At 62.9% G+C, this 13,650-nt stretch carries 15 protein-coding genes; 5 read left to right on the forward strand and 10 right to left on the reverse strand.

Going from position 1 to position 13,650, the window contains the following annotated elements:
* Positions 1-157 precede the first annotated feature (157 nt).
* Together GGQ74_RS14875 and GGQ74_RS14880 are read left to right on the forward strand one after the other, a co-directional pair.
* On the forward strand, positions 158-619 hold the full coding sequence (locus GGQ74_RS14875) for a hypothetical protein (protein WP_167942384.1): 462 nt from the start codon (positions 158-160) through the stop codon (positions 617-619).
* Between the two features lie 219 nt (positions 620-838).
* Positions 839-1,357, forward strand: a complete 519-nt coding sequence (locus tag GGQ74_RS14880) for a hypothetical protein (RefSeq protein WP_167942385.1) — start codon at positions 839-841, stop codon at positions 1,355-1,357.
* 91 nt (positions 1,358-1,448) lie between these two features.
* Here GGQ74_RS14880 and GGQ74_RS14885 read toward each other — a convergent pair whose 3' ends face one another.
* The 5 genes from GGQ74_RS14885 to GGQ74_RS14905 form a co-directional block, all read right to left on the reverse strand.
* Positions 1,449-2,174, reverse strand: a complete 726-nt coding sequence (locus GGQ74_RS14885; RefSeq protein WP_167942386.1) for an ABC transporter ATP-binding protein — start codon at positions 2,172-2,174, stop codon at positions 1,449-1,451.
* Entirely contained in the window at positions 2,174-2,941 is a 768-nt protein-coding gene (locus GGQ74_RS14890) for an ABC transporter ATP-binding protein (protein ID WP_167942387.1), read from the reverse strand. Before GGQ74_RS14890 ends, GGQ74_RS14885 begins: the two co-directional genes overlap by 1 nt.
* Before the next feature lie 15 nt (positions 2,942-2,956).
* A complete protein-coding gene (locus GGQ74_RS14895; RefSeq protein ID WP_167942388.1) occupies positions 2,957-4,033 on the reverse strand; it encodes a branched-chain amino acid ABC transporter permease in 1,077 nt (358 codons plus the stop codon).
* Between the two features lie 24 nt (positions 4,034-4,057).
* Complete coding sequence (locus tag GGQ74_RS14900; RefSeq protein WP_167942389.1) at positions 4,058-4,984, reverse strand: ABC transporter permease subunit; 927 nt, start codon at positions 4,982-4,984, stop codon at positions 4,058-4,060.
* Positions 4,985-5,135: 151 nt separating this feature from the next.
* Positions 5,136-6,299 carry an ABC transporter substrate-binding protein gene (locus tag GGQ74_RS14905; RefSeq protein ID WP_167942390.1) on the reverse strand — a complete coding sequence of 388 codons (1,164 nt, stop codon included), beginning with the start codon at positions 6,297-6,299 and terminating at the stop codon, positions 5,136-5,138.
* A gap of 360 nt (positions 6,300-6,659) precedes the next feature.
* On the opposite strand from GGQ74_RS14905, the gene GGQ74_RS14910 reads away from it, so the two are divergent.
* The 3 genes from GGQ74_RS14910 to hemC all read left to right on the forward strand — a co-directional run bounded on the left by GGQ74_RS14910 (position 6,660) and on the right by hemC (position 8,552).
* A complete protein-coding gene (locus GGQ74_RS14910; RefSeq protein ID WP_167942391.1) occupies positions 6,660-7,277 on the forward strand; it encodes a D-sedoheptulose 7-phosphate isomerase in 618 nt (205 codons plus the stop codon).
* Positions 7,278-7,310: 33 nt separating this feature from the next.
* On the forward strand, positions 7,311-7,541 hold the full coding sequence (locus tag GGQ74_RS14915) for an FmdB family zinc ribbon protein (protein ID WP_167942392.1): 231 nt from the start codon (positions 7,311-7,313) through the stop codon (positions 7,539-7,541).
* A gap of 87 nt (positions 7,542-7,628) precedes the next feature.
* Complete coding sequence (gene hemC / locus GGQ74_RS14920; protein ID WP_167942393.1) at positions 7,629-8,552, forward strand: hydroxymethylbilane synthase; 924 nt, start codon at positions 7,629-7,631, stop codon at positions 8,550-8,552.
* A gap of 385 nt (positions 8,553-8,937) precedes the next feature.
* On the opposite strand, the gene GGQ74_RS14925 is transcribed toward hemC, so the two are convergent.
* The 5 genes from GGQ74_RS14925 to GGQ74_RS14945 all read right to left on the reverse strand — a co-directional run bounded on the left by GGQ74_RS14925 (position 8,938) and on the right by GGQ74_RS14945 (position 13,589).
* Positions 8,938-9,546, reverse strand: coding sequence for a 3'-5' exonuclease (locus GGQ74_RS14925; protein ID WP_167942394.1), 609 nt, complete (start codon positions 9,544-9,546; stop codon positions 8,938-8,940).
* A gap of 63 nt (positions 9,547-9,609) precedes the next feature.
* Positions 9,610-11,211, reverse strand: coding sequence for a peptide chain release factor 3 (locus tag GGQ74_RS14930; protein WP_167942395.1), 1,602 nt, complete (start codon positions 11,209-11,211; stop codon positions 9,610-9,612).
* Between the two features lie 3 nt (positions 11,212-11,214).
* Positions 11,215-11,529, reverse strand: a complete 315-nt coding sequence (locus GGQ74_RS14935) for a GIY-YIG nuclease family protein (protein WP_167942396.1) — start codon at positions 11,527-11,529, stop codon at positions 11,215-11,217.
* Between the two features lie 94 nt (positions 11,530-11,623).
* Positions 11,624-12,574 (reverse strand): ABC transporter ATP-binding protein, encoded by a 951-nt coding sequence (locus tag GGQ74_RS14940; protein ID WP_167942430.1) that lies wholly within the window; start codon positions 12,572-12,574, stop codon positions 11,624-11,626.
* Between the two features lie 97 nt (positions 12,575-12,671).
* Positions 12,672-13,589 carry an ABC transporter ATP-binding protein gene (locus tag GGQ74_RS14945; protein WP_167942431.1) on the reverse strand — a complete coding sequence of 306 codons (918 nt, stop codon included), beginning with the start codon at positions 13,587-13,589 and terminating at the stop codon, positions 12,672-12,674.
* Positions 13,590-13,650: the final 61 nt, after the last annotated feature.

A 13,650-nucleotide genomic window follows, 5' to 3' on the forward strand; every position in this document is an offset into this window, starting at 1 on the left:
CTCCATGCGGACGATGGATCGCGCTTTTCCATTTCGACTATTCCACACATACGGGGATGCTGTCCAAGGCGAGTGCGCAAAAAAAAGCGGACGGCACCTAATCTTTGTGGTGAAAAGGCCGAAAAGGCACCTCGAAGATTTTTCTAGGGGGATATTCATGAATATTTCTAACGGAACGCTGGATACCGCACTGCGCATGGGGGCGACGCCCCGTCTTGAAACCGGGCGGAACCGCGCCGAGGGTGCCGGTTCCGAAGACCATGGCGATACCGTGGATATTTCTCCAGAGGCGCGCAAGCTCGCCGAGGAGGCCGGGCAGGGCAAGGGCGCCAGTGTGAATATGGCGCAGGCGGCGGGTAAGGATGAAGCGTCTTCGCAGGATGCCGTGGAACAGCTCATTAAGTCCCTCAAGCAGCAGATCGAACGCGTGAAGCAGGAGATCCAGCAGCTTGAGGAGGGCGACATGGATCCCGAACAGAAGCAGAAGATGCTCGCGGCAAAGCGCTCGGAGCTAGCCTCGTTGCAGGAACAGCTGAACAAGGTCATGCAGGAGAAGACTGAGACCTCCGGCGGTTCGTCCGCTGGGGCATCCTTCATGAAGCGCGGTTCGCTGACCTGATCGGCGCGCGTCTACATTTTCGAATTGTGACAGGCGCTTTGTCCCTACATGGGGCAAAGCGCCTTTTTCGTTCATGCGCATGGCGGTGTCGCTTCGGCGCGACGTGTCGTCGCGGTCCGTTGGCTCCGGGGGGACCTTTTGGCCGCGCACTAAACATTTGCGGTGCGGTGCCGATAAAGTAAAATGTATTGGCAAAGAATTATTCCCGAGGAGGATGATATGAGCATCATTCCCGGCACATTGGAACCGGCCTTTCAGATGGGCACCACGCCCCGCCTTGAGACGGACCGTGTGGAGCCAGATTCCGCCGTGCCCGACGCGGCGCAGGGCGACTCCGTCGTCATCTCTCCGGAGGGCCGCAGGCTCGCCGAGCAGTCCTCCGCGCAGAAGGAACCCCAGGGGGGCGATGCCGAGGGCAAGGATTCCGGGGCCAAGGGGGCTGGCGCGGCCGTGGCTGGTCCCGCCGGTTCCAAGGAGGCGGAGTCGCAGGACGCCGTGGAGGAGCTCATCGAGTCCATCAAGAAGCAGATCGAGCGCGTGAAGCAGGAAATCCAGAAGCTCGAAAAGAGCGATATGGATTCAGAACTCAAGGAAAAGGCCATTGCCGCCAAGCGGGCGGAGCTGGCCGTGCTTCAGGAGCAGTTGAACAAGGCCATGCAGAAGAAGTCCGGCTCCCCTGGCCATCCCGGCATCCCCGCGAAGGGGGCGTCGTTCATGAGCAGCGGTTCCGTGAGCTGATCGAGCTGCCATCATCTTTATGAAATGCGAAAGGCGCTCCGACCCGCAAGGATCGGAGCGCCTTTTTGCGCATGAGTGCGAAGTGTGGCGATCAGCCGCCGAGGTAGGCCTTCTTGACCTCTGGATTGTCCAGCAGCTCCAGCCCCGTGCCCTCGGCCACGATCTCGCCCGTGTCGATGACATAGCCGCGATGCGCGAACTGGAGGGCGAGGCGCGCGTTCTGCTCCACGAGCAGGATGGTCATGCCGTCCTGATTGAGGCGCTTGAGCGTGCGGAACATGTCGTACATGAGTAGCGGCGCAAGGCCCATGGACGGCTCGTCGAGCAGGATGAAGTTGCACCCGGACATGAGCGCGCGGCCCACGGCCAGCATCTGCTGCTCGCCGCCGGACAGCGATTCGGAACGCTGCCTGCGGCGTTCGGCCAGCCTGGGGAACAGCTCGAACACGCGTTCGAGGTCGCGCTGTGCGCCGTGGGCGTCCTTGCGGGCGTAGGTGGCCAGCGTCAGGTTCTCCATGACGGTGAGGTTGCCGAAGATGTGGCGTCCCTCGGGCACCAGCGCCATGTGCAGCGTCGAGACGACGGTGTGCGGGGCCATGCCGAGGATGGATTCGCCGCGAAAGGCGATGTCGCCCGAGGTCACGCGGGGGGCCTCCGGCGGGGGCAGGCGCATGATGGAGTGCAGCGTGGTGGACTTTCCCGCGCCGTTGGAGCCGATGAGCGTGACGATCTCCCCTTCGTCCACGTGGAAGGAGATGCCGTGCAGGGCCTCGATATTGCCGTATTTGACGTAGAGATCTTTGACGGAGAGCAGCATCAGATATTCTCGTCTCCCAGATAGGCTTTGATGACCGTGGGGTCGGACTGGATATGGTCCGGGGTGCCCTCGGCGATGGTCGCTCCGAAGTCGATGACCTTGATTTCGGAGCACAGGGACATGACCACCTTCATCTGGTGTTCGATCATCCAGATGGTGATGTTGAATTCGCGATGAATCCAGCCCACGAGGCGGATGAGGTCCTCCACGTCGGCGGAGTTCAGGCCTGCGGCGGGCTCGTCCAGCAGCAGAAGCTTCGGGCGGATGGACATGGCCCGGGCGATCTCCACCCGGCGCTGGAGACCGTAGGGGAGGTTCTTTGGCAGCTCGTTGGCGTAGTCGCGCAGGTCCATGGCATCGAGCAGGTCCCATGCGATGGAGTCGATGCCGCGCTCGGCCTCGACGTAGCGGCGGGTGCGCAGGAAGGCGTCCCACACGTTGTAGCCCATGCGGTAGTGCTGCGACACGCGGATGTTGTCGAGCACGCTCATGTCGTGCCACAGGCGGATGTTCTGGAAGGTCCGGGCGATGCCGAGGCCGGTGATCTGATGGGGCCGAAGGCCCCGGGTGTCGCGGCCGTTGAAGACGATGTGCCCCTCGGTGGGCTGGTAGAAGCCGGAGGTGAGGTTGAAGATGGTCGTCTTGCCCGCGCCGTTGGGACCGATGAGTCCCACCAGCGAACCTTCCTCGATGGACACGTTGAAGTCCGAGACGGCTTGCAGTCCGCCGAACTTCTGGGTGAGATTGGATATTTCGAGTAGCGCCATGGCGTGCGGTCTCCGTTACTTGAAGGAGTAGAACTTGCGCAGCCGCGGGAACACGTCGGCAAGTTCCTTGTTGCCCAGAATGCCTTCGGGCCTGAACTGCATGAGCAGGATGAGGACCATCGGGATGATGACCCACTTCCACACCTGTCCGATCTCGTAGGAGTCGGGCAGGATGCCGATGCCGTGCATCATGGCGTTGAGTTCCGGGATGAAGAACCGCAGGGCCTCGATGAGCAGCGTGAACAGCACCGCCGAAAGCACGGAGCCGGAAAGCGATCCCATGCCGCCGAGGTAGACCATGACCAGACACTCGGTGGACTTCAGGATGTTGAACGACTGCGGATTGATGTAGCCGTAGACGTGGGCGAACAGACCGCCCGCCAGACCGGCGAGGCCCGACGACAGCATGAACGCCGCAAGCTTCATCCTGTTGGTGTCGACGCTCATGATCTCCGCCGCAACCTCGTCCTGACAGATGGCGATGATGCCCTTGCCGTAGGTGGAAGAGACGAAGCGCCGCAGCAGCCACACCGAGAAGACCGTGCCGACGATGATCCAGATCATCATCCACGGGATGTCAATGACGTCGGTCATGGAGTTGACCACACGCTTCATGCCCTGAAAGCCGCGCGGGCCGCCGATGAAATCCATGTTCTCGATGGCGGAGATGACCATGTAGTTGGCCGCGATGGTGATGATGGCCAGATAGTCGCCACGGGTCTTGAACGAGGGCAGAGCCACGATGAGCCCTGTCAGCGCGGCGACGGCCGCGCCGATGCCGATGGCCACGGGGAAGAACCACACCGCGAGTTCGGGGTCGAGCACGGGAGCGCCGAAGACCTTGTCCTTGGTGAACAGGATGACCGTCACCAGCGAGGACACGTAGGCGCCCACGCACATGAAGCCCGCGTGGCCGCAGGAGAACTCGCCCATGTAGCCGTTCACGAGGTTGAGGCTTGCCGAGAGGATGATGTTGATGCCCATGAGCATGAGCACGGTCTGCACGTAGAGGTCGAGCACCTCGTAGTACGACAGGGCCACGATGACGATGGCCCCCATGGCCAGCACCGCGTTGAACGTGTATTTCTGCATTGGAAGCGTACCGCCTGCTTGGGGTTAGATCTTGGTCGTCTTGGCCACGCCGAACAATCCGGTCGGCTTCCACCACAGGATGACCAGCAGGATGGAGAACGCCAGCAGGTCGCGCAGAGTGGAGGGGAAGACGGCGGCCACGCCGATCTCGATGAACCCGAGCAGGAATCCGCCCAGGAACGCGCCACGGATGTCGCCGATGCCGCCAACGACGGCGGCGATGAAGGCCTTCCAGCCGATGAGCGCCCCCATGTAGGGTTCGAGGATGGGATAGCTCATGGCGAACAGCAGGCCTGCCAGTCCGGCGAATCCGGACCCCAGCACGAAGGTGAACACGATGATGGAGTCCACGGGGATGCCCATCAGCGGGATGGCGAACTTGTCGTAGGAGATGCCGCGCATGGCCATGCCGATCTTCGTGCGGGTGACGATGGTCTGGAGAATGAGAAAGACCGCCACAGCCGCCACGATGACCGCGACCTTCAGGTTGGTCACGGACACCTCACCGAAGGTCCATATGGCCTTGTCCACCAGCTCGGGAAATTTCTTGCGGCTTGCGCCGAGCAGGGCGAGGTTGCCGTTTTCGAGGACCAGACCGCACATGAGCGCGGTGATGACCACATAGAGACGGTGTGCGCCCTTGCGCCGCAGCGGGCGGTAGGCGATGCGCTCCAGCGTTACGCCCACGCAGGACGTGAGCGCCATGGTGAGCGGCACGGCAAGGGCCAGTATGGCCCAGCCCGGCAGTGCACCGCTGGCCATGCCGCCGAAGTCGCCCAAGAGGAACGCCGTCACGAAGAAGGCGATGTACGCGCCGACCATGAAGATGTCGCCGTGCGCGAAGTTGATGAGCAGCAGCACGCCGTAGACCAGCGTGTAGCCCAGCGCGATGAGCGCGTAGAAGCTGCCCCATTGCAATGCATTGAATATGTTCTGGATGAGAAATTCCACGGCCTGAGGTTCCTCCTTCCCGCAGGCATCCGGCCCCCCAGCCGTCCGCAAGCGGGACGCCGCCCTTCGGCGGCACGCACGATGTTCTTTCGTCGTGGCGGCGGGAGCGCGCCCCCGCCGCCGTTTTCTCTCACATCACGAACCGCGCGGCCTACTCGGGGCAGACCTGCTCGGTAAATACGAACTCGCCGTTCTCGTTGATCCGCACGACCACGGCGCACTTGATCGGGTCGCCCTGCTCGTCGAACTTCATGGAACCGGTGATGCCGTCGAACTGGGTGATGCTGGCCAGCGCGTCGCGGATGGCCTTGCGCATCTTGGTCACGGAGGACTTCACCTCGCCGGCTTCCTGAATGCCCTGCAGCACCAGACGGGTGGAATCCCACGTCAGGGCAGCCACGTCGTCCGGGATGTAGCCGTACTTGGCGGCGAAGCGGTCGATGAATTCCTTGGTTGCGCCCTTGGCGCCAGCGGCGGCGTAGTGGGTGGAGAAGTACTGGCCCACGCAGTCCTTGCCGCACAGGTCGATCAGCTCTGCCGAACCCCACGCGTCGGAGCCCATGAAGGGACCGGTCCAACCGAGGTCATGCGCCTGCTTGATGATGAGCGCGACCTGATTGTAGTTGTCCGGGATGAAGATGAAGTCGGGCTTGGCGGCCAGCATCTTGGTCAGCTGGGCCGAGAAGTCCTGATCCTTGGTGCCGTGGGACTCGAAGGCCACCACGGTGCCTGCGCCCATCTTCTTCTCCCACACGTCGCGGAAGATTTCGGCGAGGCCCTTGGAGTAGTCGTTGGAAATGTCGAAGATGACCGCAGCGGTCTTCGCGCCGAACTGCTTGGCGGCGAAGTTCACGGCCACCGGTCCCTGGAAGGGATCGAGGAACGCGGCGCGGAACACCCACGGACGCTCGTACGTGGTGTCCGGATTGGTGGACCACGGCGAGATCATGGGCGTGCGGTTGTCGTCGCAGGTGCCACCGGCGGGCACGGCCTGCTTGGAGGAGTTCGGGCCGACGATGGCCAGAACCTCGTCGCGCTCGATGAGCTTGAGCGCAACGTTGACCGCGGATTCGGCCTTGGACTCGTTGTCCTCGTAGATGAACTCCAGCTTGTACTTCTTTCCGCCCACTTCGAGACCGCCCGCGGAGTTGATGTCCTCCTTGAGCATCTCGGCGGCGTTGCGCGACGATTCGCCGACTTTCGGGATATCGCCTGTCAGGGGAATGTTGAAGCCGATCTTCAGCGTGTCACCAGCGAACGCTGCTCCGGACAGGAGAAAGACGGCTGCCAATGCCAAAAGCACGCATCTTCTCATTGAAAACCTCCTGCATTGGAAAAAGGGATACATCCACTAAAGCGTGCAGAGTCTTTACCTGAATTTGTCTAAAAACAAAAGCAGACATAATGTTCAAAAATGGAAATCATGGCTGCAAAACTGGTGTTCCGCATGTTGATTGATTGAACACACAGCATATCGATGCCCAAAATGCAGCCTGCGGCGGGCAAACATCATCCATTGCATCCCGTGCATGCATTTTTGCAAAAAGACGTTCCGGAGCATTTCGCATGCTTGCTTTTCGGGCTGCGGTGGTTATTGTCATGAGCCCCCAAATGGGATAGCTGACAGGACGCAGCGTCGCACTCGCGGCGCAGACACGCAAAAAGGAACCATCTCATGGCCGAAGACGCTCGCTCCATCGTTCTGGAACACGCCGCGGACGGCGCACGCCTGCGCGAGGAATTCTTTCGCGACAACGCCGACAGGATCGTCGACGTGGCCCGCCGCATCGCCGTATGCATGGCGCGCGGCGGCAAGCTGCTCATCGCCGGAAACGGCGGCTCTGCAGCCGACGCGCAGCATGTCGCCGGGGAATTCGTCAACCGCTTCCTGATGGAACGCCCGCCATTGCCCGCAATAGCCTTGACCACGGACACCTCCGTGCTTACCGCTATCGGAAACGACTACGGATTCGACCAGGTCTTCGAAAAGCAGGTGCAGGCCCTCGGGCTTGCGGGCGACATGCTGCTGGCCATCTCCACCTCCGGCAACAGCGCCAACCTCATCCGCGCGCTCAAGGCCGCCCGCGAGAAGGGCGTCGTCACCATCGGCCTTTCCGGCCGTAGCGGCGGAGAAATGGCCAGCCTGTGCGACCATCTCATTCTGGTCCCGCACGAGCACACGCCCCTCATTCAGGAGGTGCACCTCGCCGTGGAGCATCTGCTCTGCCAGTTGGTGGACCACTATCTCTTCGAGGCCGTTGTCGAACTGACATCCTATCTGGACGAGGACTAGACCGTCACGAGTCCGTGATACACGGGAGGAACCATGCCCATTCATGAATTCAGATGCGAAAAGTGCGGACAGGAGTTCGAGGAGCTTGTCATCGGCTCCGCGAAGGTGAAATGTCCTTCCTGCGGCTCCGACAGGACCGAACAACTCATGAGCTGCTGCCGGTTCAAGACCCCCGGCGGCGGTAGCGTCGGCTCCGCGTCCTCGTCCTCCGGCGGCGGCTGTGCCGGTTGCTCTGGCGGAAGCTGTTCCACCTGCGGACACTAGTCCGCGCGGCGACATGATTTCCACCGGGCCGGGGGCGTCCCGACGGACGCCTCCGGCTCTTTCGTACCTCAACCCCACCGCAGCACCATGAAGAACATCACCATCGCCACCCGTGGCAGCAAGCTCGCCCTTTGGCAGGCCAATCACATCCGCGATTGCCTGCTTGCCCAGTATCCCGGAATCTCCGTCGATCTGCTCGAAATCAAGACCACCGGAGATAAGATTCTCGACGTCCCCCTCGCCAAGGTTGGCGGAAAGGGACTCTTCGTGAAGGAAATCGAGGAGGCGCTTCTCGACGGTCGCGCCGACCTCGCCGTGCACAGCATGAAGGACGTTCCCGTCGAGCTTCCCGAATCCCTCGTCGTCGGCGTCAATCCCAAGCGCGAGGACAATACCGACACCCTGCTGTCCGTTCACTACGGCAGCCTCGACGAACTCCCCAAAGGCGCGAAGGTCGGCACCAGCTCCCTGCGCCGCCGCGCACAGCTCCTCGCGCTGCGTCCGGACCTCGAAGTCCTCGATCTGCGCGGCAATGTCGATACCCGCCTGCGCAAGCTCATCGAAGGCCAGTACGACGCCATTGTCATGGCCACCGCTGGCATCCGCAGACTCGGTCTGTCCGCGCCGAAGATGTCTCGCCTCGCTCCGCCCGCCTTCATTCCGGCCGTGGCGCAGGGCGCGCTTGGCATCGAGTATGCGCAGGATGGCCCCATGGCCGAACTCCTCGCCTTCCTCAACGACGGCGAATCGCGCATCACCGTGCAGGCCGAGCGCGGATTCCTCACCGGACTCGACGGCGGCTGTCAGGTGCCCATCGCGGCCCACGCCACCCTCGATGGCGGCACCGTCACCCTCACCGGCTTCGTGTGCGACGTGGACGGCACCGCCCCCATTCGCATGGAGGTCTCCGGTCCCGCAGCCGAGGCCTTCGACCTCGGCCTCGACCTCGCCCGCCGCGTCCTCGACGCAGGTGCCCGTGAGATTCTCCAGAAGCTCTACGACGAGGCCTAGGTCTTTCGTTTTCTCATCGATGTTCAAGGGCCGCCCCGCATATGCAGGGCGGCCCTTTTTGTTGTTGGTGTGGCCGACCGTATCGCTCATGGCGCAGTAGCCCGACCGTATCGTTCGATGACGGGTGCAAGACGTAGGCTCCGCCGGCCAAGGGGCCGCTGGCCCCCTGGACCCCCGATATGCGATGGACGTGGGTGCCCTTGGCGAGCCGTACGGCTTTGCGCGACGAAGCCCTAGTGAGGATTGTCAAGGGGGTCACCCCCTTGACCGGGTCCGGGCAGAGCCCGGCCGCCGGAGGCATTACACAAGCGAACCCCCCGAGCCATGCGGCTGCGGGGGGTTCGCTTGTGTGGGCGTGAGCCCGTCGGAGGAGAGGGAAGGTGGACTATTGCAGGTGGTTGAGGAGGCCCTTCTGGTGCATGGAGACGTAGATTTCGCGCGAGACCCATGCGTCGGTTGCGGCGTAGGCGATCTGCTGGCGGGTGAGGCGCAGGTTTGCCCAGTTGGTGCAGCGGGCGCTTTTGGAGATGCGGAAGCCGAGGAACTTTGCGGCGAGGTTTCGCAGGCCGTGGGTTTCGAGCTTCAGGTCCTGCGCGACGACGCCGAGGTCGATGAAACCGGCCTCGCTGAAGTCGCGGATGCGCTGGAGGTCCTTGATGTCGTCGCGCACGGCCACGCCGGTCTTGACGATGCCGGGGTTGGCGAGCAGGTCGCACAGTTCCTGCGGGAACTCCATGCGCGAGAGCTGGAAGATGTAGACGCAGGAGGCCGTGGCCAACTGCACGAGCGACGGCGGATAGTACTTGCCCTTGCGGAACGCGGGGCGGGACTCCGTGTCGAAGCCGAGGGTTGGGTCGGCCGAGAGGGCCGCAATGGCCTCGGCGACCTGTTCCGGTCTGTTGACGAGGACGGTATCACCGTCCCATGCCCGAAGGGGCAGGGCCATGATCTCGTCCTTGCCGATCTTGCACTGATACTTGGTTATATCCATCATTGTACTTTTCTTTGTGGTTCCTGCCCGGTTTTCACGCTGGGGCTGGGCTTTGGTGCCTCAAGCCTAGTTGTGCTCGCGGGTCTTGGCAAAGGTTATCTCGGGGCAGCGCTCGGTGGTGGATTCAAGCCGCCACATGCTGTTGGGCAGGAAGACGAGTTCGCCCTGCGCGTCCTCGGCGAGATCGCCCATGTAGTTCTTGCGGAAGGTGTCGAGCGTCTTGGTGTCCTTGGCGCTGACCCAGCGGGCGGTGTGCAGGTTGACCGGCTCGTAGGCCGCGTCGACGTTGTACTCGTCCTTGAGGCGGGCGACGATGACCTCGAACTGGAGCACGCCCACCGCGCCCATGATGTAGTCGGAGTTGGTGAGCGGGCGGAAGAGCTGCACAGCGCCTTCCTCGGCCAACTGCAGGAGGCCCTTCTGGAGCTGCTTGGCCTTCATGGGGTCCTTGAGGCGCACGCGGCGGAAGTGCTCGGGTGCGAAGTTGGGGATGCCCGTGAACTTGAGCGACTCGCGATCGGTGAAGGTGTCGCCGATCTTGATGGTTCCGTGGTTGTGGATGCCGATGATGTCGCCGGGGTAGGCCACGTCCACGCCGGAACGGTCCTGCGCCATGAAGATGGTGGCGTCCTTGATCTGGATTTCTTTGCCGATGCGGTGGTGCATGACCTTCATGCCTCGGACGAACTTGCCCGAGTTGATGCGCATGAAGGCGATGCGGTCGCGGTGGCGGGGGTCCATGTTCGCCTGAATCTTGAAGACCACGCCGCTGAAGTCGGTTTCGGTCGGCTCCACCTCGCGGGTGGTGGTGGGGCGCGGACCGGGGCCGGGGGCGAGGCGGATGAAGTTGTCCAGCAGTTCCTGCACGCCGAAGTTGTTGATGGCGCTGCCGAAGAACACGGGCGTCTGCTCGCCGCGCAGGTAGCGTTCCTTGTCGAAGGGGTTGGCCGCGCCGGAGATGAGTTCGATGTCGTCGCGCAACTGCTGGGCCTGACGGCCGAGGTACTCGTCGAGGCGCGGATCGTCCGCGCCGTCGAAGACGATGCCCTGCTGGATGCGCCCGCCGTGGTCGGCGCTGAACAGGTGCAGCTTGTTGTCGACGAGGCTGTAGGTGCCGCGGAATTCCTTGCCCATGCCGATGGGCCACGTGAGCGGCGTGCATTCGATCTTCAGGTTCTGCTCAATGTCGGCCAGCAGATCGAAGGGTTCGAGGCCGTCGCGGTCCATCTTGTTGATGAAGCTGATGATGGGCGTGTCGCGCAGGCGGCAGACGTCCATGAGCTTCTTGGTCTGCGTCTCGACGCCCTTGGCGGAGTCGATGACCATGAGGGCCGAGTCCACGGCGGTGAGCACGCGGTAGGTGTCTTCCGAGAAGTCGGCGTGGCCGGGGGTGTCGAGGAGGTTGATCTCGAAGCCCTCGTATTCGAACTTCATGACCGAGGAGGTCACGGAGATGCCGCGCTCGCGCTCCATGGCCATCCAGTCGGAGACGGCGTAGCGGGAGGCCTTGCGGGACTTGACGGTTCCGGCCATGGAGATGGCGCCGCCGAAGAGCAGAAGCTTTTCGGTGAGGGTCGTCTTACCCGCGTCCGGGTGGCTGATGATGCCGAAGGTGCGCCGCTTGGCGACCTCGCGCTGAATTTCCTTGGCAAGAGCTGGATTGGACACGTGTCACTCCGAAATGCCGCTGGGCGCGGATAAGCCGCAACCGAGGGCGTGATGCATTTGTTCGAGGGAGGCGACCTTGTCGGTCGCCGGGCGCTGCTTTATCGCGTATTCCACGCGGCAGGCGGTCGCCCTGTCGGGAAACGGGGCGCAGGCTTCGAGGGTGATGGGGCCTCTGCCGCGCGTGTAGCGTGCGCCTGTGCCCGCGTTGTGCTCGCCGAGGCGGCGGCTGACGTCCGTGGTGACCCCGCAGTAGAGCGTCCCGTCCGCGCAGCGGAGCAGGTAGACGAACCATGGGGAGCGGGGTGTGGCTTCGGACATCGGGCCTCGCGGGGCTTCCTGTTATAAACAGAATCCCCGCCCGAGGAAACCCGGGCGGGGAAGTATCACCTTGACGGCTGCAATGACTGACTTTCTACAGTCTGCCCTCTTCTACGCCGTGGCAGGCCACGAAATGGCCGGACGCGGGCTCGATGGGCTTGGGAATCTCCCTGCGGCAGCGCTCGTTGGCGTGCGGACAGCGGCCGTGGAACACGCATCCCGTGGGCAGATTGATAGGCGTCGGCACGTCGCCCGAAAGCTTGACGTGGGCCTTTTCCTTCTGTCCGAATTTGGGGATGGCCGACAGGAGCGCCTGCGTGTAGGGGTGCAGGGGCGTCTCGAACAGCGGCGCGGTTTTGGTCAGCTCGCACAGGGAGCCGAGGTACATCACCGCCACGCGGGTGGAGATGTGCTCGACCACGGAGAGGTCGTGGCTGATGAACATGTAGGTCAGTCCGCGCTGTTCCTGTGCGTCCATGAGCAGGTTGAGAATCTGCGCCTGAATGGACACGTCGAGCGCGGAGATCGGCTCGTCGGCCACGATGAACTCGGGATCGACCATGAGCGCGCGGGCGATGGAGATGCGCTGGCGCTGGCCGCCGGAGAACTCGTGGGGGTAGTTGCCGCCCCAGCCCTGCCGCACGCCCACCTGGGCCATGACCTCGGCTACCTTTTCCTGCACCTCGGCCTCGGTGAGGCGGGGGTGGTGGAAGCGCAGCGGCTCTTCGAGGATCTGGCGGACGGTCATGCGCGGATTGAGGGACGCGTAGGGGTCCTGAAACACCATCTGCATGCGTGCCCGAAAGGGCATGAGCTGATCGGCGTTGAGATTGTCGTAGCGCTTGCCGTCGTAGTACAGCTCGCCCGAGGTGGGCGTGTACAGACCCATGACGGTGCGGGCAAGGGTGGACTTGCCGCAACCGGACTCGCCCACGACGGACAGCGTCTCGCCGGGGAAGATGTCGAGGGTAACGTTGTTGACGGCCTTGACCAGCGTCTGCACGCGGCGGATGCGGCCATTGACGAACTTGAGCTGCTCCAGCATTCCGCCGGAGATGTCGAAGTGCTTGACGACATTCCTGACGGACAGGAGCGGCTGCTTCTGATTCTGTGTATTGGTCACTGTCTGAACCGTCCTTGCCCTACACGCAGTGGCAGGCCACGAGGTTTCCGGATTCGCGCGAGGAGAGCGTGGGCAGCTCCGTGGTGCACAGGGAGGAGCACATGGTGCAGCGCGGGTGGAATGCACAGCCCTTGGGAATGCTGTAAAGGCTGGGCATCACTCCGGGAATCTGCGCCAGACGGGAGCCCTTGTTGGTTCCGGCCTGGGGCAGCGCATTGATCAGGCCCTTGGTGTAGGGATGCAGGGGATGGCCGATGATGTCTTCGGTCAGGCCCATTTCGATGACGCGGCCTGCGTACATGACCGCGATCTTCTGCGTCACCTGCGACACGACGGCGAGGTCGTGCGTGATGAGGATGAGGCCCATGTTTTCGGTTTCGCACAGCTCTTCGAGCAGGGCCATGATCTCGGCCTGGATGGTCACGTCGAGGGCCGTGGTCGGCTCGTCGGCGACGATGAGACTCGGCGAGGTCAGAAGCGCGATGGCGATGACGATGCGCTGGCGCATGCCGCCGGAGAACTCGTGCGGGTACTGCTGGAGGCGCTTCTCGGGCGAGGGAATGTAGACCTTGCGGAGCTTCTCGATGGCGATCTCTTCAGCTTCCTTGCGCGAGATGTTGCGGTGCGCCTGCAGGGTCTCGACCATCTGGGTACCGATGGTCAGGACCGGATTCAGGGTCATCATGGGATCCTGAAAGATCATGCTGATGCGGTTGCCGCGGATGTGGCGCATTTCGTCGTAGCTGAGGGCGGAGATATCCTGTCCCTCGAAGACGACGCGTCCGGACTCTATGTATCCGGGCTTGCTGATGAGGTTCAGGATGGCGAAACCCGTGACGGACTTGCCCGCTCCGGATTCGCCGACCAGCCCCATGCGCTCACCCCTGCCGAGGGAGAAGCTCACGCCGTTCACCGCAGGGAGGGTTCCCTTGCGCATGGCGAACTTGACGGTGAGGTCCTGCACTTCGAGCAGCTTGCCGTTGCCGCCGGTGTTGTCT

The sequence above is a fragment of the Desulfobaculum xiamenense genome, assembly GCF_011927665.1.
In the GTDB taxonomy this organism is placed as follows: domain Bacteria; phylum Desulfobacterota; class Desulfovibrionia; order Desulfovibrionales; family Desulfovibrionaceae; genus Desulfobaculum; species Desulfobaculum xiamenense.

Bases quoted from the DNA above. Each gene is read 5' to 3' on its own strand.
- GGQ74_RS14875 (WP_167942384.1), top strand. From the start codon at position 158: ATGAATATTTCTAACGGAACGCTGGATACCGCACTGCGCATGGGGGCG.
- GGQ74_RS14880 (WP_167942385.1), top strand. From the start codon at position 839: ATGAGCATCATTCCCGGCACATTGGAACCGGCCTTTCAGATGGGCACC.
- GGQ74_RS14885 (WP_167942386.1), bottom strand. From the start codon at position 2,174: ATGCTGCTCTCCGTCAAAGATCTCTACGTCAAATACGGCAATATCGAG.
- GGQ74_RS14890 (WP_167942387.1), bottom strand. From the start codon at position 2,941: ATGGCGCTACTCGAAATATCCAATCTCACCCAGAAGTTCGGCGGACTG.
- GGQ74_RS14895 (WP_167942388.1), bottom strand. From the start codon at position 4,033: ATGCAGAAATACACGTTCAACGCGGTGCTGGCCATGGGGGCCATCGTC.
- GGQ74_RS14905 (WP_167942390.1), bottom strand. From the start codon at position 6,299: ATGAGAAGATGCGTGCTTTTGGCATTGGCAGCCGTCTTTCTCCTGTCC.
- GGQ74_RS14910 (WP_167942391.1), top strand. From the start codon at position 6,660: ATGGCCGAAGACGCTCGCTCCATCGTTCTGGAACACGCCGCGGACGGC.
- GGQ74_RS14915 (WP_167942392.1), top strand. From the start codon at position 7,311: ATGCCCATTCATGAATTCAGATGCGAAAAGTGCGGACAGGAGTTCGAG.
- hemC (WP_167942393.1), top strand. From the start codon at position 7,629: ATGAAGAACATCACCATCGCCACCCGTGGCAGCAAGCTCGCCCTTTGG.
- GGQ74_RS14925 (WP_167942394.1), bottom strand. From the start codon at position 9,546: ATGATGGATATAACCAAGTATCAGTGCAAGATCGGCAAGGACGAGATC.
- GGQ74_RS14935 (WP_167942396.1), bottom strand. From the start codon at position 11,529: ATGTCCGAAGCCACACCCCGCTCCCCATGGTTCGTCTACCTGCTCCGC.
- GGQ74_RS14940 (WP_167942430.1), bottom strand. From the start codon at position 12,574: ATGCTGGAGCAGCTCAAGTTCGTCAATGGCCGCATCCGCCGCGTGCAG.
- GGQ74_RS14945 (WP_167942431.1), bottom strand. From the start codon at position 13,589: ATGCGCAAGGGAACCCTCCCTGCGGTGAACGGCGTGAGCTTCTCCCTC.